The 21,518-nt window shown below is 65.5% G+C and carries 26 protein-coding genes and 1 pseudogene; 9 read left to right on the plus strand and 18 right to left on the minus strand.

All coding sequences use genetic code 11. The annotated features are described in order from the left end of the window. Nucleotides 1-54 precede the first annotated feature (54 nt). The 4 genes from PSPA7_RS03125 to PSPA7_RS03140 all read left to right on the plus strand — a co-directional run bounded on the left by PSPA7_RS03125 (nucleotide 55) and on the right by PSPA7_RS03140 (nucleotide 2,490). A complete protein-coding gene (locus PSPA7_RS03125) occupies nucleotides 55-255 on the plus strand; it encodes a hypothetical protein (protein WP_003155163.1) in 201 nt (66 codons plus the stop codon). Nucleotides 256-415: 160 nt separating this feature from the next. Further along, nucleotides 416-757: an MliC family protein gene (locus tag PSPA7_RS03130; RefSeq protein WP_003155165.1), complete on the plus strand. Its 342-nt coding sequence runs from the start codon at nucleotides 416-418 to the stop codon at nucleotides 755-757. 119 nt (nucleotides 758-876) lie between these two features. Next, nucleotides 877-1,941, plus strand: a complete 1,065-nt coding sequence (gene fba, locus PSPA7_RS03135; protein ID WP_003155167.1) for a class II fructose-bisphosphate aldolase — start codon at nucleotides 877-879, stop codon at nucleotides 1,939-1,941. Nucleotides 1,942-2,007: 66 nt separating this feature from the next. Beyond that, entirely contained in the window at nucleotides 2,008-2,490 is a 483-nt protein-coding gene (locus tag PSPA7_RS03140) for a hypothetical protein (RefSeq protein ID WP_012074108.1), read from the plus strand. A 1-nt stretch (nucleotide 2,491) separates the two neighbouring features. Here the strand turns inward: PSPA7_RS03140 and PSPA7_RS03145 are convergent, their stop codons facing one another. Next, complete coding sequence (locus PSPA7_RS03145; RefSeq protein ID WP_012074109.1) at nucleotides 2,492-2,917, minus strand: YybH family protein; 426 nt, start codon at nucleotides 2,915-2,917, stop codon at nucleotides 2,492-2,494. Between the two features lie 230 nt (nucleotides 2,918-3,147). Here PSPA7_RS03145 and PSPA7_RS03150 point away from each other — a divergent pair, with 230 nt between their 5' ends. Further along, nucleotides 3,148-3,915 (plus strand): class I SAM-dependent methyltransferase, encoded by a 768-nt coding sequence (locus PSPA7_RS03150; RefSeq protein ID WP_012074111.1) that lies wholly within the window; start codon nucleotides 3,148-3,150, stop codon nucleotides 3,913-3,915. Here PSPA7_RS03150 and PSPA7_RS03155 read toward each other — a convergent pair. Continuing rightward, on the minus strand, nucleotides 3,912-5,090 hold the full coding sequence (locus PSPA7_RS03155) for a BaiN/RdsA family NAD(P)/FAD-dependent oxidoreductase (RefSeq protein ID WP_012074112.1): 1,179 nt from the start codon (nucleotides 5,088-5,090) through the stop codon (nucleotides 3,912-3,914). The two genes, PSPA7_RS03150 and PSPA7_RS03155, sit on opposite strands and share 4 nt — an antisense overlap. Before the next feature lie 112 nt (nucleotides 5,091-5,202). Between PSPA7_RS03155 and PSPA7_RS03160 the strand changes: the two genes are divergently transcribed. Then, nucleotides 5,203-5,691, plus strand: a complete 489-nt coding sequence (locus PSPA7_RS03160; protein WP_012074113.1) for a M48 metallopeptidase family protein — start codon at nucleotides 5,203-5,205, stop codon at nucleotides 5,689-5,691. 7 nt (nucleotides 5,692-5,698) lie between these two features. Here PSPA7_RS03160 and PSPA7_RS03165 read toward each other — a convergent pair whose 3' ends face one another. From PSPA7_RS03165 to PSPA7_RS03175, 3 genes are all read right to left on the minus strand, one after another. Then, a complete protein-coding gene (locus PSPA7_RS03165; protein ID WP_003155176.1) occupies nucleotides 5,699-6,394 on the minus strand; it encodes an HAD family hydrolase in 696 nt (231 codons plus the stop codon). Nucleotides 6,395-6,521: 127 nt separating this feature from the next. After that, complete coding sequence (locus tag PSPA7_RS03170; protein WP_003084974.1) at nucleotides 6,522-6,875, minus strand: DUF805 domain-containing protein; 354 nt, start codon at nucleotides 6,873-6,875, stop codon at nucleotides 6,522-6,524. A gap of 177 nt (nucleotides 6,876-7,052) precedes the next feature. Further along, complete coding sequence (locus PSPA7_RS03175) at nucleotides 7,053-7,964, minus strand: cupin domain-containing protein (protein WP_012074114.1); 912 nt, start codon at nucleotides 7,962-7,964, stop codon at nucleotides 7,053-7,055. Nucleotides 7,965-8,081: 117 nt separating this feature from the next. On the opposite strand from PSPA7_RS03175, the gene PSPA7_RS03180 reads away from it, so the two are divergent. Next, nucleotides 8,082-8,420 carry a carboxymuconolactone decarboxylase family protein gene (locus tag PSPA7_RS03180; protein WP_003084980.1) on the plus strand — a complete coding sequence of 113 codons (339 nt, stop codon included), beginning with the start codon at nucleotides 8,082-8,084 and terminating at the stop codon, nucleotides 8,418-8,420. On the opposite strand, the gene PSPA7_RS03185 is transcribed toward PSPA7_RS03180, so the two are convergent. After that, nucleotides 8,410-8,925: a hypothetical protein gene (locus PSPA7_RS03185; protein WP_012074115.1), complete on the minus strand. Its 516-nt coding sequence runs from the start codon at nucleotides 8,923-8,925 to the stop codon at nucleotides 8,410-8,412. The genes PSPA7_RS03180 and PSPA7_RS03185 overlap by 11 nt on opposite strands. A 188-nt stretch (nucleotides 8,926-9,113) precedes the next feature. On the opposite strand from PSPA7_RS03185, the gene PSPA7_RS03190 reads away from it, so the two are divergent. Next, entirely contained in the window at nucleotides 9,114-9,272 is a 159-nt protein-coding gene (locus PSPA7_RS03190) for a YqaE/Pmp3 family membrane protein (RefSeq protein ID WP_003084988.1), read from the plus strand. 9 nt (nucleotides 9,273-9,281) lie between these two features. Here PSPA7_RS03190 and PSPA7_RS03195 read toward each other — a convergent pair whose 3' ends face one another. The 7 genes and pseudogenes from PSPA7_RS03195 to PSPA7_RS03225 all read right to left on the minus strand — a co-directional run. Further along, the gene (locus tag PSPA7_RS03195) at nucleotides 9,282-9,740 is read right to left on the minus strand and encodes a DUF6985 domain-containing protein (RefSeq protein WP_012074116.1); all 459 of its coding nucleotides are present in this window, start codon (nucleotides 9,738-9,740) and stop codon (nucleotides 9,282-9,284) included. A 14-nt stretch (nucleotides 9,741-9,754) separates the two neighbouring features. Next, nucleotides 9,755-10,225, minus strand: coding sequence for a hypothetical protein (locus PSPA7_RS03200; protein WP_012074117.1), 471 nt, complete (start codon nucleotides 10,223-10,225; stop codon nucleotides 9,755-9,757). Between the two features lie 13 nt (nucleotides 10,226-10,238). Continuing rightward, the gene (locus PSPA7_RS03205; protein ID WP_012074118.1) at nucleotides 10,239-10,586 is read right to left on the minus strand and encodes an SMI1/KNR4 family protein; all 348 of its coding nucleotides are present in this window, start codon (nucleotides 10,584-10,586) and stop codon (nucleotides 10,239-10,241) included. Next, entirely contained in the window at nucleotides 10,576-11,190 is a 615-nt protein-coding gene (locus PSPA7_RS03210) for a DMP19 family protein (protein ID WP_041025281.1), read from the minus strand. Before PSPA7_RS03210 ends, PSPA7_RS03205 begins: the two co-directional genes overlap by 11 nt. Nucleotides 11,191-11,394: 204 nt before the next feature. Beyond that, entirely contained in the window at nucleotides 11,395-14,166 is a 2,772-nt protein-coding gene (locus PSPA7_RS03215; protein ID WP_041025282.1) for an ImpA family metalloprotease, read from the minus strand. 640 nt (nucleotides 14,167-14,806) lie between these two features. Further along, the gene (locus PSPA7_RS03220; RefSeq protein ID WP_012074122.1) at nucleotides 14,807-15,928 is read right to left on the minus strand and encodes a Fic family protein; all 1,122 of its coding nucleotides are present in this window, start codon (nucleotides 15,926-15,928) and stop codon (nucleotides 14,807-14,809) included. A gap of 264 nt (nucleotides 15,929-16,192) precedes the next feature. After that, nucleotides 16,193-16,339 (minus strand): annotated as a pseudogene (locus PSPA7_RS03225) (integrase); the annotation flags it as partial. 559 nt (nucleotides 16,340-16,898) lie between these two features. Here PSPA7_RS03225 and PSPA7_RS31925 point away from each other — a divergent pair. Beyond that, a complete protein-coding gene (locus tag PSPA7_RS31925; protein ID WP_128571712.1) occupies nucleotides 16,899-17,666 on the plus strand; it encodes a hypothetical protein in 768 nt (255 codons plus the stop codon). Between the two features lie 28 nt (nucleotides 17,667-17,694). Here PSPA7_RS31925 and PSPA7_RS03230 read toward each other — a convergent pair whose 3' ends face one another. The 5 genes from PSPA7_RS03230 to PSPA7_RS03250 are packed head-to-tail and all read right to left on the minus strand — an operon-like array spanning nucleotide 17,695 to nucleotide 21,512. Next, the gene (locus PSPA7_RS03230; RefSeq protein ID WP_012074125.1) at nucleotides 17,695-18,666 is read right to left on the minus strand and encodes a hypothetical protein; all 972 of its coding nucleotides are present in this window, start codon (nucleotides 18,664-18,666) and stop codon (nucleotides 17,695-17,697) included. Further along, nucleotides 18,651-19,349, minus strand: a complete 699-nt coding sequence (locus tag PSPA7_RS03235) for a hypothetical protein (RefSeq protein WP_012074126.1) — start codon at nucleotides 19,347-19,349, stop codon at nucleotides 18,651-18,653. Before PSPA7_RS03235 ends, PSPA7_RS03230 begins: the two co-directional genes overlap by 16 nt. Further along, nucleotides 19,349-19,888: a baseplate complex protein gene (locus PSPA7_RS03240; protein WP_012074127.1), complete on the minus strand. Its 540-nt coding sequence runs from the start codon at nucleotides 19,886-19,888 to the stop codon at nucleotides 19,349-19,351. Before PSPA7_RS03240 ends, PSPA7_RS03235 begins: the two co-directional genes overlap by 1 nt. Continuing rightward, nucleotides 19,885-20,805 carry a hypothetical protein gene (locus tag PSPA7_RS03245; protein WP_012074128.1) on the minus strand — a complete coding sequence of 307 codons (921 nt, stop codon included), beginning with the start codon at nucleotides 20,803-20,805 and terminating at the stop codon, nucleotides 19,885-19,887. Before PSPA7_RS03245 ends, PSPA7_RS03240 begins: the two co-directional genes overlap by 4 nt. Further along, nucleotides 20,802-21,512: a hypothetical protein gene (locus PSPA7_RS03250; RefSeq protein ID WP_012074129.1), complete on the minus strand. Its 711-nt coding sequence runs from the start codon at nucleotides 21,510-21,512 to the stop codon at nucleotides 20,802-20,804. The genes PSPA7_RS03245 and PSPA7_RS03250 overlap by 4 nt, the downstream gene beginning before the upstream one ends. Nucleotides 21,513-21,518 lie beyond the last annotated feature (6 nt).

Genomic DNA, 21,518 nt, shown 5'->3' on the forward strand with positions numbered 1-21,518 from the left:
TTCGCCGTCCTCGGGGGTCACACCCTTGAGGACGACGAAAAAAGGAGGTGCCCCATGCGAACCCTGACCCTGCCGCTCCTGCTGTTCTGCCTGGGCCTGGCCGCCTGTGGCGGCGATGGCGGCCGACGCCCGAGCACCTGCGAGGTGATCAGCCCGCCGGACGTGATGGTGCCGACCGAGGAGAATCGCCAGCGGGTCGAGCAGCAGAGCAGCGGCGACCCGACCGCCGGACAGAAGCCGGTGGAATGCCCGTAATCGTTTTCCGCCAGTTTCTACGGAAAGGGCTGGGGATTCGGCGGCGTACGCAGTAGCATTGCGCCTTTCCCGTGGCAGGCGAGGCCAGGCGGCCGCCGCGCGAGCCGCTTGCGGCCCGGCGAGGCGCGGCGGTGCCTTGCGCACGGATGGAGGATGCAACATGAACTACCCGCGTTTCGCCCTGTTCGGCGGCCTCGCCGCCGCGGCCCTGCTGGCCGGCTGCTCCGGCTCCTCCGGCAAGCCGGGCGGCAGGGACTGGACCCGCTGGACCTGCGACAGCAAGGCGGTGATCGAATGGCGCTATATCGACGGCAGCAAGAACATCGTCGACCTGCGCCTGAAGGACGAGGACGACGTGGTCCACCACCTGGAGCAGGAACCTGCGGCCGTCGGCGCTTTCTATAGCGACGGACGCCTGGGCTTCCACCTGGAGAACGACGAAGGCCTGGTGTACTGGGTCGAAACCGACGACCTCATCGGTCGCGGTTGCAAGGCGCGCTGAGTAGCGCCGGCAGGGGCGCGGCGCCGTGACCGCTCCTCGCAAGGAACTTGAACCGGGCCTGCCCCTGCGGCAGGCTTCTGAATCACTGAACGACCCCGCGATTGGGAGATACGAGAACCATGGCACTCATCAGCATGCGCCAGATGCTGGATCACGCCGCCGAATTCGGCTACGGCGTGCCGGCCTTCAACGTCAACAACCTCGAGCAGATGCGCGCCATCATGGAAGCGGCCGACAAGACCGATTCTCCCGTGATCGTCCAGGCTTCCGCCGGTGCTCGCAAATATGCCGGCGCACCCTTCCTGCGCCACCTGATCCTCGCCGCGATCGAAGAATTCCCGCACATCCCGGTGGTCATGCACCAGGACCACGGCACCAGTCCCGACGTCTGCCAGCGCTCCATCCAGCTGGGCTTCAGTTCGGTGATGATGGACGGCTCCCTGCGTGAAGACGGCAAGACCCCTGCCGACTACGACTACAACGTCCGCGTGACCCAGCAGACCGTGGCGTTCGCCCATGCCTGCGGCGTGTCCGTGGAAGGCGAGCTGGGCTGCCTGGGTTCCCTGGAAACCGGCATGGCCGGCGAGGAAGACGGCGTTGGCGCGGAAGGCGTGCTGGACCACAGCCAGTTGCTGACCGACCCGGAAGAAGCCGCCGACTTCGTGAAGAAGACCAAGGTCGACGCCCTGGCCATCGCCATCGGCACCAGCCACGGCGCCTACAAGTTCACCAAGCCGCCGACCGGGGACACCCTGTCGATCCAGCGCATCAAGGAAATCCACGCGCGCATCCCGGACACCCACCTGGTGATGCACGGCTCTTCCTCGGTACCGCAGGACTGGCTGGCGATCATCAACGAGTACGGCGGCGAGATCAAAGAGACCTACGGCGTGCCGGTCGAGGAAATCGTCGAGGGCATCAAGTACGGCGTGCGCAAGGTGAACATCGACACCGACCTGCGCCTGGCTTCCACCGGTGCCATCCGCCGCTTCCTGGCGCAGAACCCGAGCGAGTTCGACCCGCGCAAATACTTCGCCAAGACCGTCGAGGCCATGCGCGACATCTGCATCGCCCGCTACGAAGCCTTCGGCACCGCCGGCAACGCTTCCAGGATCAAGCCGATCTCCCTGGAAGGCATGTTCCAGCGCTACGCCCGCGGCGAGCTGGATCCGAAGGTCAACTAAGCGCCTTCGTTCGAACGGGAGCCCCGCTGGTCGGGGCTCTTGCACATCCGGCCGAAGGAAAATCACATGCGCCGCTGGATCCTGCTCCTGCCCTTCCTGCTGCTGGCCGGTTGCGCCGGCCTGCACGCGCCGTCCCGCGATGCCGTCGAAGCCCCGGCGCCGAGCGTGGCGCGCGATCCCGCCGATCCGCAGGACTGCCTGGCGCGCAGCGACTGCACGACCAAGACTTCGCGCACCCTGCTGTTCGTCTTCGACTATGCAGAGGCCGGCGGCGAACTGGTGGTGCGCGACGGTCGCCGGCTGGAAACCCCGCCGGCGCCGCCGCGCTCCACCTGGCCGGCGTTGCGCATCCAACTGGCCGAACCGGTCAACGGCCGCTTCGAATTCGCGAGCCCCTGCCTGCGCAGGAGCGGCAAGGGTTGCCGCTACAGCCAGGCTATGCTGCTGAAGGTCTACCGCAGCTACCTGGCCGGCAAGCCTTGCTCGCTGCTCAGCCCGCGCGCGGTGAAACGCTGCGTCGACCCGGCGGCGACCGCCACGCGGCGCTGAGTCAGGGCTGCAGGTCGAACAGCGCCTTGCCGTCCATGTCGAACGGCGCCGAGAAATGCTCGTGGACCACCCTCCACTGGCCATCCTGCTTGCGGTAGCCGGCGCTGACCCGCATCCACGAGGAGTGCGGCTGGCCGTCCGGGCCGGTGCCGCCGCAGTGGCAGAGGTAGTGGGCGAAGGCGACCTGCTGGTCGGCATGGATCTGCAGTTCGGCGATATCGAAGGTCATCGGCCCCTTGCACATCTCGGTGCAGGCCTGCCAGTGCTCGCGGTAGGCGTCGCGCCCCTTGAATTGCAGTTGCAGGATGGCGTCGAAGGCGACGATGTCCTCCGCGTAGTACGAGACGATGCGCGGCACGTCGCTGGCGCGCACGGCGGTTCGCCAGTCCTCGATCAGTTGGCGGATGGCGCTGACTTCGTTGTTCATGGCTGACTCCTTGTTATGACGGGGGGACACCGGCGCATGCCGGAAACGTTTCCCCCTGGTCGTCGGACGGGGCTCCGGATCGACAATAACCCCTGCCCGGCGATCCGCCCGAAGCCCCTGACCAATGGCTGCGAGCCACGCCGCTCAAGGCGTGTGGCCGTTCGTCGGATGCCTCGGGAAAAGTCCGCTGTGCTATACCCGGGCTTTCCCTGCCGCCCAGGAGGCCTGCCATGTCGTCCGTACATACCGCCGCCCAGCAAGGTTTCAGCGCCGAGGCCCGGCGTTACGCCGAGGGGCGGCCCGAGTACCCGGAAGCGCTCTCCGGCTGGCTGCGCGATGCCCTTGGCCTGCGTCCGCAAACCGTCGCGGTGGACCTCGGCGCCGGCACCGGCAAGTTCACCCGCCTGCTGGCCCATACCGGCGCGCGGGTGGTCGCGGTGGAGCCGGTGGATGCGATGCGCGCCCAGCTCGCCGAAGCCTTGCCGCAGGTCCGGGCGCTGGCCGGTAGCGCCCAGTCGATTCCGCTGGCCAACGGCTTCGCCGACGCCCTGGTGTGCGCGCAGGCCTTCCACTGGTTCGCCAGCGAAGAGGCGCTGGAGGAAATGCGCCGCGTGCTGACGGCGGAAGGCAGGCTGGGGCTGGTGTGGAACGTGCGTGACGAGTCGCTGGACTGGGTCGCCGAGATCACCCGCATCATCACCCCCTACGAAGGCGATGCGCCGCGCTTCTACAAGGGCGACTGGCGTCGGCCGTTCGAGCGCGCGCCCTTCGGACCGCTGCGACTGTCCACCTTCGTCCATGAGCATGTCGGCCCGCCGGAGCAGGTGATCGTCTCGCGCTTCCTTTCGGTGAGCTTCATCGCCGCCTTGGCGGAGACGGAAAAGAACGCCGTGGCGACGCAATTGCGCGAGCTGGTCGCCAGCCACCCGGCGCTCAAGGGGAAGGAGCAGGTAGCGCTGCCCTATCGCACCGAGGCCTATCTGGCCGAGGCGCGCTAGGCGTACTGCCCCGCCGCGTAGCCCGAAGCCCAGGCCCACTGGAAGTTGAAGCCACCGAGGTGGCCGCTGACGTCCAGTACTTCGCCGACGAAATACAGCCCCGGCGAGCGCTGCGACTCCATGGTCTTCGACGACACTTCGTCGGTGCTCACCCCGCCCAGGGTCACTTCGGCGGTGCGGTAGCCCTCGGTGCCCGAGGGCGTGACCCGCCAGGCCGAAAGCTGCCCGGCGATACTCGCCAGTTCGGCCGGGGTGTACTGCTTCATCGGCTTGGAGGCGAACCAGCGGTCGGCCAGCAGTCCGGCGAGCTTCTTGGTGAACAGCTCGGCGAGCAAAGTCTTCAGCTCGCTGTTGGGACGCTCGCGCTGTTGCTGCGCCAGCCATTCGCTGGCGTCGTGGTCTGGCAGCAGGTCGATCTCCAGGGTATCGCCCGGTTGCCAGTAGGAGGAAATCTGCAACATCGCCGGGCCGCTGAGGCCGCGGTGGGTGAACAGCAGGTTCTCGCGGAACACTTGGCCGTTGCAGCTCACCCGGCAATCCACCGAGGTGCCGGAAAGCTCGGCGCACAGCTCCTTCAACTGGTCGGTGATGGTGAACGGCACCAGCCCGGCGCGGGTCGGCAGCACCTCATGGCCGAACTGGCGCGCCACCTGGTAGCCGAAACCGCTGGCGCCGAGGGTCGGGATCGACAGGCCGCCGCTGGCGATCACCAGCGACTCGCAGCGCATCTCGCCGGCGCTGGTACGCAAGCGGTAGCCGGCGTCGTCGCGGGCGATCTCTTCGATCGAGGTGTCCAGCAGGATTTCCGCTCCGGCCTCGGCGCATTCGCGCAGCAGCATCTCGAGGATGTCGCTGGACTTGTTGTCGCAGAACAGCTGGCCGAGTTTCTTCTCGTGGTACGGCACCTGGTGCTTGGCCACCAGGCCGATGAAGTCCCACTGGGTGTAGCGGGCCAGCGCCGACTTGCAGAAGTGCGGGTTGCGCGAAAGGAAGTTGGCCGGCTCGGTGTACAGGTTGGTGAAATTGCAGCGCCCGCCACCGGACATGAGGATCTTCTTGCCGGCCTTGTTGGCGTGGTCGAGCACCCGCACGCGGCGCCCGCGTCCGGCCGCCGTCATCGCGCACATCAGCCCGGCCGCGCCGGCGCCAACGATCAGCACATCTGTACTTGCCACTGTCCCACCCCGCTCATCGGAAACGGCGCGCATCTTACCCGAAGCGGCGGCCGGCCGCCGGAGCTCCCGACGCGGTACACTGGGCGTTTTCCGCGAACCGCCGGACCCGCGCATGACCCCGCTCAAGTATCTCCAGGCCTACCCCGCGTCGCTGCAGGACCAGGTCCGCCAACTGATCGCCGAGAACCGCCTGGGCGAGTACCTCGAGCGGCGCTACCCGGGGCGTCACGATGTGCAGAGCGACAAGGCGCTGTACGCCTACACCATGAGTCTCAAGCAGGAACACCTGCGCAACGCGCCGGGCCTGGACAAGGTGCTCTACGACAACAAGCTCGACGTGGTCCAGCGTGCCCTCGGCCTGCACACCGCGATCTCGCGGGTGCAGGGCGGCAGGCTCAAGGCGAAGAAGGAAATCCGCGTGGCCTCGCTGTTCAAGGATGCCGCCCCGGAGTTCCTGCGGATGATCGTCGTCCACGAACTCGCCCACCTGAAGGAAAGCGAGCACAACAAGGCGTTCTACCAGCTCTGCCAGTACATGCTGCCGGACTATCACCAGTTGGAGTTCGACTTGCGGGTGTACCTGACCTGGAAGAGTCTCTGACGCCCGGTTACGGCGTTCCCAGCGCCACACGGCTCTCGCGGCGCAGGCGCGCCACGGTCTCCGGCAGTTCGCGCATGTGCTCGACGATGGCGATGGCGCCCAGCTCGCGCAGTACATCGGCGTGCCCGGCGGGAATGTGTCCGGCGCCGACGAAGCCGATCACCCGCATCCCCGCGGCGAGGGCGGCGCGGGTGCCGGTGCTGCTGTCTTCCACCACCAGGCAGCGCTCGGGCGCGACGCCGAGCAGGCTGGCGGCGTACAGGTAGACGTCCGGCGCCGGCTTGGGCAGGGCGACCATGTCGGCGCTGGCCAGGCGCTCGCCGATCAGTTCGCTGAGCCCGGCGCGCGCCAGCGAGCGCTCCAGGCTATGGCGGCGGCTGTTGGAAGCCACCGCGACGGGCAGGTCCAGGGCCAGCAGGGCGTCGCGGGCGCCGGGGATGGGCTGGACCTGGGCGACCATCTCCTCGCTGCGCTGGCGCACCTCGCGGTTGAAGCTGTCGGGGATGCGCAGGCCGAAGTGCTTCTCGACCCGATCGAGGATGTCGCGGCTGGTCAGGCCGAAGGTGCCTTCCAGCAGGCGCTGCAACTCGTCCAGCGGCGCGTAGGCGCTGAGCGCCTCGTACATCACGCGTTCGGCGATGACCTCGCTGTCGACCAGGACGCCGTCGCAATCGGAAATCAGTGCGTCGATGGGGTGGGGCATGGGCTACCTCGCTGCGGGCGTGGGCGCAGGGCGCCGGAGTGGGAGCGAGGCATTCTAACCCCGGGCAGGGGCGGGAAGGGAAACCGGGAAGGGAGAACGCCGGGCCGTGCGGCCCGGCGGGAAGGAATCAGGCGATGCCTTTCGGGTTCTGGCCGTACTGGTTCTGGCCGGCGTCGCTGTCCTTGGCCAGCAGGTAGATCAGGTACAGGCCGACGATCGGGATCAGCGCGATCAGCATCCACCAGCCGCTCTTGTTGATGTCGTGCAGGCGGCGGGCAGTCACGCCCAGGGCCGGCAGCAGCACGGCGAGCGAGTAGAGGTTGGCGATCGGCAGGAGTTTTTCACTGATCAGGCCGAGCACGACGCTCAGCGCGACGGAGATGATGATGTTCACCAGGGTGAACATCCAGTATTCCTTGCGACGGGCACGCCCGTTGAAGTCGAAGTAGTGTTCCTTCACGCATTTCAGAAACCATTCCATGTTTGCCTCCTGGGCGTACTGGTAAAGCGGGAGAGTGGGTGCCGCGACAAGTACCCCCGCGCCTCCTTGCCGGGAAAGCACAGTGTAGCCGTACTGTCAGTGAATTCGTACAGGATGTTGCGAAAATCATTCACATTGCATAGCAGCGGATCGCCGAAATGTGCGCCGGTAGCGCTTTCAGCGAGAAGCGTCGGCCTGGCGGCGGAAGCGGCCGGGCGATTCGCCGAAGGCCTGGCGGAAATTGCGGGAAAATGCCGCCTCCGACTGGTAGCCGGTCTCGGCGGCGATATCCAGCAGGCTCATCTGTGTCTGTCGCAGCAGGCCGCGGGCCTTTTCCATGCGGATCCGGGTCAGCAGGCTCCATGGCGAGGTGCCGGCCAGGGCGGAGAAGGCGCGGACGAAACTGGCCCGCGACATCGCCGCCTGTTGCGCCAGTCGTTCCACGGTCCAGGCTTGCTCCGGGCACTCCAGCATGACCTGCAGGGCCCTTCCCAGACGGGCATCGCCGAGCAGGCCGAACAGGCCGTCGCCGAGCGGCTGGCGATCCAGGTAGGCGCGCAGGGTCAGGGCGAACAGCGCGGTGGCCAGCGCGTCGATGATCGAGCGGGCGCCGCTGCGGGTGCTCTCGGCCTCCTGGCGCATCAGGGCGATCAGCGCGCGCAGGGGCTGCTGGGTCGATTCGTCCATGTGCACCAGCAGGCGCTCGGGAAGAGCGCCGAACAGGCTGGCACCGGCGTGATAGCGGTAGCTGCCGCAGAGCATGTCGAGGGCTTCGCCGGGGCCGTTCAACTGGTACAGCGGAATGCTGCCCTGGCGCTCGACCGTGGGTTCGCAGGGGGGCGCCGGGCTGTCGCTGCGCAGCAGGTGCGGGGTGCCGCGCGGCAACAGGATCAGGTCGCCGGGGTGCAGGTCGAGGCGACTGCCGTCGAGGAATTCGCAGTGGCAGGTGCCGGCCATGACGATATGGAAGGTCGCCTCGCCGGGCACCGCCTGCGGGTGCTCCAGCGCCCAGCTGCCTTGCAGCTGGCAGCGCTGGTCGAGACGGCCCTGCAGGTTGGCGAGCTGGATGAGCCGGTCGAGTGGGTCCATGGGATGAGCCGATCAGGTCGAAAGTAGAGACGCATGGGCAGGCGTCGCGGGCCAGACTGGTCGAGACTGGTAACCCGACGCGCCACTCCCGGCGCGAAAGCAACGGAGAATATCACCATGCTGAACAACTGGACCGAGTTCGTCCCCGCCGTGAAGAAAGCCTTCGGCGCCCTGGGCAAGCAGCACCCGAAGATGCTCGCCGCCTACGGCGCGCTGGAGGAAGCCAGCGCCGAGGGCGCCCTGGACGCCAAGACCCGCGAACTGATTTCCATCGCCGTGGCCATCACCACCCGTTGCGACGGTTGCATCGGCGTACACACCGAGGCCGCGCTGAAGGCCGGCGCCAGCGAGGCGGAAATCGCCCAGACCCTGGCCACCGCCATCTCCCTGAATGCTGGCGCCGCCTACGTCTATTCGCTGCGCGCGCTGGAAGCCTACGACCAGTTCAAAAAGTGAGACCGTACAGGCGCTGCAGGTAGAACAGCAGCGCCAGCCAGCCCGCCAGCGCCAGCCAGCCGAGCACCAGCAGGCCCCGGCGCAGCAACGCCGAGGGTCTGCGGTGGAGCAGGTCGATCAGGCCCAGCACGCCGCCGAGCAACAGCGTGCCGAGCAATGCCTGGGCGTATCGGGCGAAGCTCGGCGACAGGGCCTCGTCGCCGTGCGCCGCGTAGTTGTACAGGTTCCAGGCGCAGATCAGCGCCGTCGGCAGCAGGCTCAGCAGGGCGCCGAGCCAGCGCCCGCGCACATGCAGGAGAAAGCCGGCGAGCAGGCCCACCAGCCCGGTGCCCAGTGGCAGAAGGGCCAGGCCCTGGCTGAGGTAGACCAGGTCGGCACCGTCGGCCAGCGGCAGCGGCGTGACGAAACGGTAGCTGCCGCTGGCGCAGAGCAGCACCGAGAGCAGCAGCAGGGCGTAGCCCGGCAGGTACGGCCAGAAGGCGGGGCGCGGGGACAGGTCGGACATGAAGATTCCTTGCGGGACGACCGCTCGCATGAGCGTAGGCGCAAGCGTACTGCCGCGCGCGGCGAACGGCGAGTGCCGTTGCGGTTGAACCCTGCGCGATCGTCGGGAGTCAGTCATAGGGTGACGCGAAAGAACGCCGGCTCATACGCCGGATATCGTATCGATCCCTGGACCAAGGAGTTCCGTGCATGGACCTGATCCGCATCCTCATCGCCATCCTCCTGCCGCCGCTGGGCGTATTCCTGCAAGTCGGCTTCGGCGGCGCCTTCTGGCTGAACATCCTGCTCACCCTGCTCGGCTACATCCCGGGCATCGTTCACGCGGTGTACATCATCGCCAAGCGTTGAGGCTCCTGCTCAGGCGTAGTTCCATGGCTCCTTCGCGGTGAAGTCCCGCCACGGGTCTTCGCCGTGGAAGGGACCGACATAGAGCACCTCGCCGCCCCTGACGATCCATTCCATACCGTGTTCGCGATCCCATTCGCAGTTCAGCGACAGGTGGATCACCGGTTCGTCGCCGTGTTCCGGGTCGGGTACGATCAGCTCGCCCGGCTCGACCCGTGCCAGCACCGCGCGCGCCGGCGCGACTTCCTCCGCAGGCTCGCCCAGCCGCTCCAGGCGCGCGGCGCGGTAGCGCAGGCTGGCGGCACAAAGCCGCTCGACCACGGCGTCGTCCAGTTCGTCGAGGGCGCGGGCGCAGCGCCAGGCATAGGCGTCGTCGGCCTCGTTCTCGATGAACAGGCTGATATAGCGCCGGTACAGGCGCCAGTACACTTCGCCCATGTTCGCCTCGTCCAGGTTGCGGATCAGTTCCATGCGCGGTCTCCTGCTCAGCAGTGTTCGGTGAGGGCGATGGCGCGGCCGTCGCCGAAGCCGTCATGCACATGCAGCCACAGCGGGACCGGCCAGGCCCAGCCGCCGGCCTTCCACCAGCACTCGGCGAACCAGGTTTTCGCCGTATCGGCGAGCAGGTCGACGCCGCCGAAGCCGGCGGCGAAATAGGCCTCGTCGAAATCGGCAAGCGCTCCCAGGTCGAGCGCCAGGTCCAGCGCCTTGCCGGGAAACAGGCGCGGGTCGCTGGCATCCACCCGGTTGCTGGCGCCGCGCAGGTACAACCAAGCGTCCGGTGTGTCGCGGCCGTCCTCGCCGAGGAACAGCTGGACCTCGCCGTCGCGCACCCCTTCCTCGAGCGTTTGGCGGAGCAGTTCGCGCAGGCGCTGGATCACGCCCGGCGCGGCGCGCTGCAGGTCGCGACGGTAGCGCTCGCGGAATTGTTCGGGGCTGAGGCCGAAAGGAATCATGGGCGTTTCTCCGTCATTCGGGTAGACAGGGCCCGGCTTCCAGCCAGGCCGCCAGGCTGGGTGCCAGGGATTCGAAGCAGTCCGGCGTCAGCGCGCCCTGATCGACCAGGAACAGCGCCTGCCGGTGGTCGTCCAGCGCCATCATCACGGCGCGGCCGCCGCTGTCGTCGCCGATGGCCAGGTAGCCGGGGCAATAGAGATCGGTCTCGAAGGTCCGGTTGCGTTCCAGCAACTCGTCGGCGGCGTAGAGCAGCAGGCCCGGCTCGACGAGACGACCGCCGTGCTGCTCCAGCGCGGCGACGAAGGCAGCCGGCAACGGTCGTCCGAGCCAGGCTTCGAGGGCATCCAATTCAGGCTTCATCGGTTTCGTCCTGGGCGAACAATGCATGACGGCGGGCATGGGCCAGCAGGCGTTCGCCAAGCGCATCGGCCAGGGCGTAGAAGCGCGTGTCCAGCGCATCCAGGGCCGCTTCGCAGTTGCGGTCGGGTTCATCGGCCCAGGTCGGCATGCGCAACTGGCGTTCGGCCTGGGAGACTGGCACCGGAGCGTCGCCGAACAGCAGGGCGGCGGCTCGCTCCAGCAGGGCCAGGGCGTCCTCCGCCTCCAATTCGCGCAGGCCCGCGCGTGCCGCCTGGTAGTGGTCGCCGGAGGAGTTGCCGAAGTACTGGTCGAAGCCGCCGTTGTGCACTTCGCCGCTGAGCACGCTTACCGCGTAGTAGGTCCGCTCGGCCGGCGACAGCCCGGCGAATCCCTCGCGGCCGTCGTAGACGCGATTCACCAGTGCGCTCCAGCACAGCGTCTGCGGACTCGCCAGGTAGCGCCGTCGGTCCTCGTGGAAACGCTTGCCATCCTCGATGTTCTGCCGGTAGCCGCCCTTGCAAGGCATGCACAGTCCGTCGTTCCTCGCCGCCGTGGTCGGGAGGATGAGATGGCCGCAGGCGCGGCAGGGAAGGCGGTCGGTCATGAGCGGTCCTTGCTGGTGGAAGGGGCTCATTATTGCGCAGGTGGGTGGCAGGTAGGGCGGGAGTGGGATTTCGGCCTTGCATACCGGAAGCACGGCATTGCTCGCGGGCACGGCCGAACCCCTGTCCCTTCAGGGAGAAGGCGGCGCGAGGTCTGGCTCGGAGCCAGCGCCACCGCGCCGCGCCAGTCCCCCTTTATCTACGGCTCAGGGAAACGGCCACGCCGGCGACCCCTGGCTCATGTCCAGAAGCTTCACCGTGCTGTATTCGTTGGTCCGGTTGTTGGCATAGAAGAACGCCGGCTGCTCGGCGAAACCGTAGGCCGCCACCTGCGCCTGGGCCGTGGCCGAGGTGCGGATGCCCCACAGCGCGAAGGTCGGCCGCTGGTCGCGCTGGGTCAGCCAGGACAGGCCGATCAGCAGGTTGTCGTTGCCGTCGGTGCTGCTGGCATCGCCGCTGTTGCCCGGGCGCTGCGCATAGGTGCCGTAGCCGAGGGCGGCCTTGCTGGCGTCCCAGTTGGCCTTGTCCACCTGGCGCTGGTGCAGGTAGAGCAGGGTCCAGATATCCCAACCCTGCAGCGGATCGTTCTTCAGGTCGGCCCAGTAGTGCACCCACTGGGTATAGAAGGCCATTCGCTCGCCGTTCAGCGAGTAGGTACCCGGGTCGTTCCACAGGCGCTTGTACACGCCTTCCAGCGGGTCCGCCTCGGCGCGCCCGGCGACGATCAGGTTGTAGGCGTTGCGGTAGTTGACCCGGGTATCCTCCAGGTTCTGCCCGAACTCGCGGAGCACCCGCCAATCCTTGTGCAGCGGGAATATCTGGTTCGACACCTCGCCCGAGCGGCCGCCATAGACCTTCAACCGGTTCACCTGCAGGTTGTGCCCCAGTTCGTGGCTTTCGCCCCAGCCGCGCGGGTTCAGGCCCCAGGTCTGGTCGTAGGGGTTGCCGCTGCAACCGCCGCCGCACTGGGCGTACTGGTCGACGTTGATGTGCTGGGTGCCAGGCAGCTTGTGCAGGGCCTCGCTGTCGCAATCCCAGCCGCGCGCCGCGCATTCCTGCCGGATCGCCGGAGTCTTCGCCTGGTTGGGAATGGCGAAGCCGGCCAGGGTGTAGGCGTCGTCGATGAACACCTCGTTCAGCTCGCGGATGAAGCGCTGGATATCGCCGCCGTAGTCGTTGTCGATCGAGCCGCGGACCTTCTCCACCTTGGCGTGGACCTCCACCGAGCCGCTGCGGATCTCCAGCCAGTCGGCCTGGTCGGCATCCAGCGCCTGGATGAAGTCGGCGATGGCCTGGCTGTTGTCCTCGCCCGGCTTGATGTCGAGGAACGGCTGGCTGGCCGCGCCGGATACCTTGACGGTCACCGTCTGCCCCGGCGTGGCGCCGCTGTAGACCAGTTGCAGCAGGCCGCCATAGGGCGACACCAGGACCACCGGCTGGCTCGCCGGGAGCTTGATGTCCGGGCTCTTGAGGAAGCGCGGGCGGTCGTACTGGCGGCTGTTCCACAGTCGTGTGGAACCGGTGCGCTGGGTGTTCAGGCCGACCGCCAGGCTGGCCTGGCCGGCATCCTCGACGCGGATGCTCAGGCGCTTGCCCGGTGCCGCCATGCGTCCGATGGCGGTGGAACCCTGGGCCGACGGCAGGGTAAGGGTCAGGGTTTCTTCGCTGCTCGATACCGGCATCGACTGCTGGCGCTGGCCGGCGTAGCTGCCCAGCTCCTTCTGCGCCGCGCCGGCCTCGCGCACGTAGCCGACGATGGCGTCGGCGACGAAGGCTTCCTGGAAGCGCGCCGCGTCGGCAGCCTTGTCCATGGGGTAGCGGACGTTCTGCCGCACCGCGTCGGCCCACAGCAGCCAGAGCCGCAGCGAGGTGGTGCCGGGCACGGCGAAGAGGTTCTGGGCCTTCTGGTTGTAGGTGTCGAAGGCGCCTTTCAACACGTCCACGCGCTTGCTGAAGTCGTTCAGCCCCGGCACGTCGTCGCAGCTGGTACGGCCAACGAAGGTCGTGCACTTCGACCAGTCGTAGTCCGTGCGCCAGCTGCCGTCGACGATCTGCTGCAGCAGCGCCGGGTCCTGGCCGTAGGCGCTGGCCAGCTCAACCGAGCGTGCCCGGGTCCGGCTACCTGGCACCTTGTCATTGTCCCAGTAGTTGCCGCCGTAAGGGCCTTCCTGCAAGCCCAGTCCGGCGAGGATCTGCTGGCCGGTGGCGTTCTGGCCCCAGCCGCTGGTATGCACGAAGAGGATCGGCAGGCCGGCCTGCAGGCGTGCGCGCACCGTGCTGCTCAGGTTGCCGGCGCTGGCACCGTTGCCGAGCACCAGCAGCTTGCTGGAGCTGGCGCAGTTGGCATCGGTCAGCGCGTTGCAGGCGGCGTCCGCCGGTTGCAGGCCGGCGCTCTTCAGGCCGTTGAGGGTGGAGGTCTTGTCCACCCCGACCACGCTGATCTTGAAGTCCGGGGCCGTGGCCACGTCCGGATCGCCATTCACCAGCCACTGCACCGCCCGTTTCAGTAGCGGCGCATGGGCGGCATTGGTCCCGCCCAGTTGCGTGAGTACGTTGCTCCCGTAGGCCAGGCCGCGACCGCCTGCTTCCAGGCTCAGGCTGGCCAGCACGCGTCCCTTGTCGCCGACCAGGAAGGGCAGCGTGCTGTCCGGGTTGGCCGGCACGATCCACTGGCTGGAAGCACCGGGAGCGTAGGCCTGGCTGAGGTCCTGGTAGAGACCGTCGAGCAGTTGCGTGCGGCTCTGGCGAATGCCTTCGACCTGCCGTTGCAGGCGCAGGGCGACCAGGTGGCTGTCGGTCAATTGCGAGGAATCTCCGCTGACCAGCGCCGCGTCGAGGATCTCTTCCTGGGTGGCCGCCTGGGCAGACAGCGCGCCCGCCAGGCAGACGCCGGCCAGTAGCGCACGTTGGCGTGTCGTGGGTGAGCGACTCATGTTCTCTCCTTGCCGTGAGGGATATGCAGTGGTGGACAGGCTCACTTCTGGCGCTGTTGGCCCGCGAAAGGCGCGCGGATTGTTATGGGGCGCCGGGTATCACGTCGAACAGGGAATGCGCCTCGGGCAGTGCCGGGAATACGCGCGGACGACCCGTTGCGTCGAACGAGTCAAGGCGAGGGGAGCATGTTGGGAAAGGTGGAGAAACTATCTGTTCTAGTTGTTTTTGAACTGCGTCTGATTATTTGGATTTTATTTTTATCGATTGTTCGAAGCGCTCTGGAACAGGTGCTCCAGCGTTTCCTGTGACGAAACGATCCAGACTTTGGTTAGGGGCTTGGAAAATACCGAGGATGTATTCCAAAGCTGTCGGTAGAGTTGGAAGTTGCAGTTTCATGAAGGTTTAGGTACTTCGAAGTTACCGCGTTGGCGATGGAGTCGATATCGTCCGCACTTCGGAAGTTTCCTGATAAGCGCGCCTTCCTGACCTGGGCGACTATCGGGCTGTAATCCATTTTCTTCCTTGAGCCGAGCTGCTTGATGGAGAGGCGAGCAGGCGTGCCGAAATCCAGATGCCTGGCACTTAGCCGATAATGGCCAATTGCTTTCGAGTGCTCAAGGGGATCGCGACCATTGTCCTATAGCACGATGACGCATCAAGGGCTGATGAGCCCGGTGCAGGCGCTCAGCGTGCTATCTGGTAACGGGTGCTACGCCCTCCGCCGGGCAGTCGCTCGATGCAGCCCTTTTCCAGCAGGTCGCTCAAGTGACGGGTTGCGGTGGCTTTGGATACCTTGGCCACGGCTTGGTACTGCGCCGCGCTGATACCGTTCTCGAAACCCTTTTCGCCGCCATCGAGCAGGCGGTTCAGCACTTTGATCTGCTCAGTCGATAGGGTTTGGCTGCGGTGGGCCTGCCAGAAGCGCGCCTTGACCAGCACGCGGTCTATACGGGCAAGGGCTTGCTCCAGGCTCTTGAGCAAGGTTTCGAGAAACCACTGCAGCCACTTGGTGATATCCAGCCCGCCTTTCTGACTGGCTTCTAGGATGTGGTAATAGCCGGCGCGGTCGTCCAGGATGCTCGCAGACATGGCGTAGAAGCGAATGGCTTGCTGCTCGCCCTGAGCCAATGCCAGATCGGTGATAGCGCGGGTGAGGCGACCGTTGCCGTCGTCGAAGGGGTGCAGGGTCACGAACCAGAAATGGGCGATACCGGCGCGCAGAAACGGGTCGAGGCTGGCATCGCGGCGGCTGCTCTCGAACCAGGCGAGAAAGTCCGCCAGTTGCGCTTCCAACCCTGCGCGGGGAGGGGCTTCGAAATATACGGTAGGGCGGTCTATCCGACCCGAAACTACCTGCATGGGCTCTTCGCCGCGCAGTGCGCCGATGTGTAGTGGTCGAGCCAGAAGTTGGTCATCGGTGGGGAATAACCAACTGTGCCAGGTGAACAGTCGTTCTTCGTCTAGCGGCTCTTGATGTGCGTGGGTGGCGTCGAGCAGCAGTTCCGCCAGGCCTTCGGAGCGAGAGGTGGTTCGACCTTCTTCGTGCAATCCCAGTCGCCGTGCCAGTGATGAGCGCACCGAACCGACATTCAGTTGCTCTCCCTCAATGGCTGAAGAGGTGACGATGTTCTGCAGCATGGCATCCAGGCTGCTCTGCACTTCGGTGTCACTCCCCACGGCATCGAGCATTCCTAACAAACGACCCTGAGCCTGGCTACAGGAGCGCAGCAGTGGTGCAAGCGCTCCGGCTTGCCAATTGAACTGCGGCCAGTCGGGCTGCTGCCAGATCCAGAGTGGGTCGTTCATAAGGGATATTCATCTTGAGCCGATTAGAGAGCCTATTCGGCTCATTTTATGAGCCGATAATGCCAACTATTCGGCTCACTGTCTAATTCTCAAACGGGGTTGATAGCTTGATGAACATGCCTGTTCAGGGTGACTGAGTCAGCTAAAGCGCCTGTTTCAGCACTTCAGAAACCTTGTGGACAGAGGTCGGCCGTACCCCTTGGGCATCGATAAAATTTGGTGCAGGGACATGTAGCTCTCGGGCTACAAAATGGGGGCAGGTCACATGCGCTCGGAGCCGCAGTGCTGGATGTACACGCCGCGTACCATCTTGTCTTCGGTGCGGCGTGCCCAGTCTTCGGCGTCGCGCTTGGTGCGGAAGGTTTTTTCGTTGGTTGGCCAGCCCGTTTTGCGGACCACGGGAAGGGCCATCAGGTAAGGACTCCAAAGGCAGACTGGCGAACCAGTACTGTACCGATCTTGTACCTTTTGGCCATGGAGCCGTTTATGAGGCCACTACCCTAGAAAGCACAAAGCCGCGCAGTGCGCGGCTTTGAAGGTGGTGGGCCCACACGGACTCGAACCGTGGACCAAAGGATTATGAGCCCGAAATCAAGGCGCATCCCGTCGTGGAAAATGTAGGAATAACAGGTTCTTACGGGATATTTTCTGCCCATTTCCGGCAATGTTACCGGTGGCTGTGGACGTAATGTGGACACGCAGGAACTGTACCTGCTTCATTCCTTCACAATTCCTTTCACAGTGTGAAACGGCTCCTGGGCTCTCCAGGCCCAGCAGGGGCGCGTCCTGGGAGCCTGGTTTCATCTCACTCCGGGTTTCACGATTTCCACGACACACGGCTCGTCGGCGGGAGGGGGATAAGTGCGTTTTCACGAAGATTTTTTGGGGAAGATTGATTTTTCTGTAATATGCTTTATTGGCTTTAGCTTTGGGATGCATAAATAAGTTTTCAGCTTTTGAAGGTAGGAACATGCCTGTTTGTAATTTGTGCCTAAAGGAAAGTGAGCTTTCTCAGTCCCATATTATCCCTAGGGCTTTTTTAAAAAGGCTTAAGAAGAACTCGCCGCAGCTTATAAAAATTCGGGATGCTCCGGGGGTTAAGCCAGTAAAAGAAAATGCTGACTGGAAGGAAAGGCTGTTGTGTGGTGAGTGTGAAGTGTTTATTAATAAGAGTTATGAGCACGGGCAGATTTTGTTTCTTAGGGGAAGGGGTAATGTTTCTAAAAGTCATGATAAAATAACTTTTAGAAATTTTGACTTTGAAAAATTTTATCTATTTCTGCTTTCGATCCTCTGGCGTGCTTCGATCTCAAGTCATGAGGCGTTTGAGGTTGTAAAGCTTCCTCCGGAACTACAAAATGTCTTCCGACTAGCGCTGTTGAATAGAGAGGATAAGATAAATAATTCTGTAAGGATTTCGGATGTTTTAAAGATAGGGATTGTAAGAATAACAAATCGTCCTTATATGACGGAGGAAGAGACTAAGTCTATTATCTCTCACTTCAATTTGAGGCATTCGGAAGAGGGGCATATTTATTATTTTATGGTTGAAGGATTTTTGGTTTCATATTGCTGGCCAAAAACAAGTAAAAGTGAGTTTCCTAGAGATCTTGGAGTGTTCAAGGATAGCTTTTTTCTACGTATGCCAAAGATTCAGGTTGAGAAGTCTGCGGTATTAGCGGAAATGTATAATGGGATGATTTCGAAGGCGATAGAATTTTCTACAGAACTTTGGTGATGTGAGCCCGCCATCTAGTGGGCTTTTGCTATGCGGTGATCGGCTTCAGTTTCGCGGCCAGGTTGGCCGCCTGGGCCGCGTCGGCGGTGAAGTCGCCTGCGTTCGTGGGGGGCCCTGCAGGCGGGTGGACGTGCCCGGCCAGTTGGGTGTTCATCTGCTCCACCAGGTCGAGCAGGTCGCACAGCACTTGCAGGACGTTCACGCCCGCGGATCCGACCCAGGTCGTCGGCGCCTGCAGGCGCTGGGCGACGGCCGCCACGCTCCGGCGCATTCCCTGGATACGTTCGTCCATGTCGGCGCCGATGGTGGCGTTGTAGCTCTGGCCGGCGACCAGGTTGAGGTCGCGGCCGGTGCCCAGGTGCAGGTCGTCCACAGCGGCCAGGCTTGCGGATCCGCCGGATAACAGCTTGAGCGCACCCAGCGCCTCGATCCGCTTGACGCCGCCCACCTGCTCGGTCGCGTGGTCCTCGATCTCGACTCGGCTACCTTGGTAGCGCTCGACGTTCTCCAGGGCCTCTACCTCGCGCTCCATGGCCTGATCGCGGATCCGCCCGTCCGTCTGCCTCGTCCAGTTCCCCGCGCCGTCTACGCGCTGCAGCGCGGCTTCGCTGTGCTGCCACAGCTGATCCTCTTTCGGCAGCTTCGGCAGGCTCTGGCCGTGAGGCAGGATCTGCAAAATGAACGGCTTGTTCGGCATGCCGTAGGCGAAACCCAGCACCACCATGGTGCCTTCCTCGGGGAACGCCAGGAACCCGCGTTCGCCGCCGCCGTTGGGCAGGGGCAGCGGTACGCCAGGCATGGGCGGTAATGTCGGGTCGGGCTCGCCGTTGGCGTCCAGGACCTCCAGGTCTACGGCGTAGCGCGGGCGAAACTCGTCGCAGATCCCGTTTGCCGCCGGCGGATCCGCCACGGCGGTGACGCGGGCGAAGCGCGGCAGGTGGTAGCCGCCGGAGAGTTCGGGGAATTGACGCTCTACGATGCGGGTTACGGCTTCTTCCATTTGATGGCCATCTGAGTGCCGGTGAGCGTCACCGAGGTGATGCGCTCGCCCTGGTTGATCGTTGCCCCGGGACGGATCCCGGGGAGTGCTGCGATGACAGCGGACTGCCGCCCCTGGTAGCTGTCGAACAGCTCGGCTTCCAGCTGGATGGGCGCCCGGGCGCCCCAGTAGCTGTCCGTCCAGCTGCCGGCGTAGACCTCGCCGTTGCCCTGCTGATGCCAGACGAAATCCGGGATCTGGAACACCTGGGCCAGGCTGTCCATAGCCTGGTAGCCGGCGGCGAGCGAGTAGAAGTAAGGGGCCTTCGTCCTGGAGTAGTCGGCGTCGGGGACGCGGAACGAAAGCCCGGTCTGGCGGCACACGTCCTCCAGAACCTCGCGCAGATCCACATGGCGTAGCCCCATGGGCAGGGGCTGGGCCAACACGGCGGCCAGCTCGCGGCAGAACAGGACCTGTTCCGTCGCGTTCGCCGCGCTGCAGCGCTCGACGTAGCCCAGGAAGTGCCGCTGCAGCGGGCGGTCGTTGTAGCCAATGTCTAGGGCGACCAGGCCGCGTACCGGCTCCGCCGCCGGCGCCTTGATGGTGAACGACGCCCGCCCGGGCGTGCGCAGATCCAGGCGGACTTCGCTCTGGACCAGCGGCACGGCCTGGCCGTTGATGGTGAGTACCTGGTGAAGTTTCATCAGGCGCCCCCGATGGCATCGTCTACGCGCTGCAGGATCTTTTCGAACCCGGTCAGCTCTTGGCCTGACTTGCCGTCGCCGCCGGCGGCGGGATCCGCGACCGGCGCGCCGGCGCCGACCTGCTGCTGGACCGGTTTCCCGGGCCGGCGCGTCTCCACGCGCTCGGGGTTGGACAGCTGTTCGGTCAGGGTGAACTGGATCCGCCAGGCCCGCAGAATGTCATCTTCCCGGACACTGAGGTTGTCGCTGAACTGAACCTGGCGCACGCCGAACGCGGCCGCTGTCTGGTTCACCACCCGATAGGTGTGCAACTGGCCGCCGCCGGCGGTCGCCTCGGCCATCCGCACCAGCTCGACCAGGTGCACCTGGTCCACGTAGGGAATCATCAGGCTGACGGTCAGCCCCTTGGGCTTGAAGCCCTTGTGCGCCTTGGCCGTGTTGCTGGTCTGCCCGGACAGGTCAGCGCTTTCGATCCGCAGATTGGCCGTCACCTGCAGGCCCTTTCCATGGACCTGCTGGCCATCGAGGAGCAGCGTCATGGATCCAGCCCCACCAGCTCGCGCACGAACGCCAGGCCGGAGAGGGAGCCGACCAGTGCCAGGCCGGCGCACAGGACCCATTCGTGGCCCGGGGCCTCGCCCTGGAGCAGTTGCCGGCGCAGCTCGACGGCATTGCCCGGGCCGACCAGGCGGGCCTGCATCGTGCCGTCCGCCACGCCGTTGGCCAACTGCTCGCGCAGCGCCTGCAGTGCGTTGTCCTTGCTCGCCTGCAGTGCCTGCTTGCGCTGCGCCAGGGCGCCCAGCTCGGCCATGGGCGAACTGTCGGCGGTGTAGCCCTCCAGAACCGCCAACTGGCCGGACAGGCTCTGCTGGGCGGCGCGGGTGATGGTGCAGCGATCCAGCGGCAGGTCCTGCCAGCGCGGTCCGGGCGTGGTCCTGGGCATGATCCACTTTTCCAGTTCCAGGCGGGCCAGGCTCGCGGCGCGGCGCTCGGCGCGCTGCAGGTCAGGGACCGGCAGCAGGGCATTGAAGCGGGCCAGCGTCGCGGCCAACTGGTCGTAGCGGGTGCCGAGGAACAGCAGGACCAGGGCGTACTGTTCCTGGTCGTCGCGCTGCGGCTGCAGCAGCTTGTCGGCCAGTTGCTGCAGCAGGTTCGGCGCGGACAGGAATCGCTGGTTGCCCTGGCCTTGGCCGACGCCGGCGAGGAACGGCGTTACCGCGAGGCACGCCGGTACCTCGCCCAGTGTGCTGGCCATGGCGCTGCGCCCGGCTGTGATGGCCGCCTTGGCGGCGCCGGCGACCGGCCCCGGGTTGGTGGTGGCCAGGTCCTGGAGCCCGCGCAGGCGCTCGGCGGTGCCCGCCAGCTCGCCGCTGGCGAGCTGCTGGGCCGCGCCCAGGTCGTCCAGCCAGCGGGTCGTCTGTGCGGGCCAGCGCATGGTGACGGGTGCCCATGTCATGCCGGAATGCTCCAGGTGATCGCCTCCAGGCGTTCCAGATCCTGGGCGGCCAGGGCGGCGTCCAGTTCGTCCTGCAGGCGCTCGACCTGCTGCTGGCCAGCCTGGCGATGTTGCACCAGGTCCACGCCGACCTGGCGCAGTTGATTGGCCGTGTGGCGGCGCCACTCGCGGTTCTGCTCGCCGCCGGCGGCGCACGGATAGTCGGCGCTGATGCCCAGGGCGGCCAGGCTGGTGACGTTCATCTGATCGCTCAGGCTGCTTGCGTAGAAGTGCGGGTTGCCCAGGGCGCTGGAGTAGAAACCGCCGTCCAGGAACGCCTGGCCGGCGGCGCGGATCTCCAGGGTCTTCCGCTTGTGGGCGGCGGCGAGCAGGCCGGGCAGATCGTCTACCCAAGCGCCGTCCTTCCAGACCTGGTTCGGCCCGGGCTGCTGCAGGGTGTAGCCCTCGGGGAGCGGTTCCAGGCCCTGCAGCACCAGGGGCGAGCCGTCGCGGGTGCTGTAGGTGGTCACGCCGTCGAGCCAGTCCACCAGCTCCCAGTCGGATCCCGTCCAGCGTGCGCGCTTGCCCTTCGGCTCCTTCGGTGGGGCCAGTTGCACGCAACCGGCGGGAATCAGGAACACGCCGGGCTCCAGAGGCGATTCATCGGCGTCGGTGGGGCCGACGTACAGGCCCAGGGCGTTGGTTTGGTAAACGGTCAGGGTGGTCATGGGGGC

The organism is Pseudomonas paraeruginosa PA7 (genome assembly GCF_000017205.1).
Taxonomy (GTDB): domain Bacteria; phylum Pseudomonadota; class Gammaproteobacteria; order Pseudomonadales; family Pseudomonadaceae; genus Pseudomonas; species Pseudomonas paraeruginosa.